This is a genomic window from Flavobacterium sp. GNP002, assembly GCF_054343795.1.
On the sequence record NZ_JBTGUW010000003.1, the window covers coordinates 1 to 1760 of the forward strand.

1 protein-coding gene is annotated in these 1760 nt (G+C 46.0%); it reads left to right on the plus strand.

Going from position 1 to position 1760, the window contains the following annotated elements:
• The first annotated feature begins 392 nt into the window (after positions 1–392).
• Entirely contained in the window at positions 393–686 is a 294-nt protein-coding gene (locus ACXX80_RS15725) for a hypothetical protein (protein WP_458554113.1), read from the plus strand.
• Positions 687–1760 lie beyond the last annotated feature (1074 nt).

Below are 1760 nucleotides of genomic sequence, written 5' to 3' on the forward strand. Positions count from 1 at the left end.
CGTACCTAAATCCACTCATCATGCTGCTAACTAGCCTTATGACATTGATTTCATGGCTGAGTGATATTCCATTGTGCCAAGTACCACCATTTCTTTATCCATTTTTCTCTTTCCTGGGATATTGAAGGTGTACCGAAGTGGAGGTTCTTGGAAACAGAGCAGCCGTAAACTTTGGGGTGCCTGTGTCTTGTTGATTTTTAGTTTTCCCAATTTATACGCCCATGAGTGGAAGTGCCCTATGCTCTCTAAGCTGTGTTTATTACTTGTTTCAGGACACACCGTACACTTCTCCAGAGTGCCTGTTGGCAATTTACATCCCGCCCATCAGCGTAGCAAGGCTCCCATGTCTCCATGGCCTGTCCTGCTTTTCTGGTTTTTACACTTTTTTCAGCATGGCCCTTTTGACCGAGGGCAAGCGAGACTTCTTTGTAGCGCTGATTTGCCCTTCCGGCTTGCTTGGTTGGCCAAAAAGGGCGTATGCGTTTTTTCCTGAATATATTCAGGAAAAAACGCATACGCCCTTTTTGGCCAAGGGCATCATTGTCAACGTTTTGCCGCTTTTCATGTGCTTTAAAGGCGAGTCGAATCTACCTCCTGAAATCTGTTTCCTGCAAATCTGCCTTGCTTTCAAATCCTCTTCGTTGCCTTCCCTCAATATATTTGTGGACGAGAGTTCTCATTTATAACTCTGCACGTTTGTGAATTGCAGTGCCCCTGAGCTCCATTTGTCTACTCGCTTTTTTGGGAGCTGGCCGCAAAAGCGCAGGATTGCTTCAGGCCCTATTTTGGTTCTGGGGGGCAGGCTGAGCCTGTGGTTCATTCTTCTTCCTGATGGGAAAATGGAGTGACCTGTGCCTGTCCCAACACCTAGGGCTAGTCTCTCGTTGGTTCCCCGTCTTCCCGTTCATCCTCAGGACAAATTGCAACCTGTACGAAACAGGAGGTTAAAGGTGCTGATTCTCCAAGTAGGGAGATGGTTAGTCAAGCGGCTGGAATGGCGAACCCGAGCACAAGGAGAGGAGAAATGAGGTGCGTTTTAGAAACCTTTCCCGATCTCACGGCATACCATCTTCTGGGTTTCCCATGCATGTTTTCGATGTAGGAAGATGCCCTTGTACCTGGAGATTTGAGACCCATGGGGTGGGTACCCCGCGGTGTTACTTTAAAGTATCTGCGTTTGCTCACCCAACCTCACCAATCCTCTCAGCCCCAAGAGTGTCCAGCCTTATGTCTCATCCAGCTGTGGGTCTAGATATGGTCAATCCAGGTTGCATCAGAGACCCTGAACGGATTTTGTAAGAATTTCTCTCTCTTTCACTGTCTTTGTTTTGTGGGTTTTTTAAAGTAATTTATGTTTAGAATGGGGCTTGGCTGCTTTTCCCTGCTGTGTTTATGCCGCTTTACACCCTCTTGATTCACTTGCAGAGAGATATCGATACATAGGTTTTCAGATTCTTACTAGTCAGATATATTCTTGTGCGGTGACTAGGGGGTGTTGAGTCCAGTTCACTGAGCAGGGAGTAGGCCTTGTCTATTACATATTTGGCTTATGGAGCGGTCTCTGAGCTAATTTCAAACCCTTGTTTTATGCATCACCCCACCTCACCTTTCCCGTTAAGCAGCCATAGTGTGTCTTCTAAAGGTGTGACTCTGTTCTGTTTTGTAATTCAGTTCAAGTGTAGCGATTTTGACATTCCCTCTATAAGCGATATCTTAGGATAAGTGTCTTTTTCTGTGTGACTTATTTCACTTAGAATCAT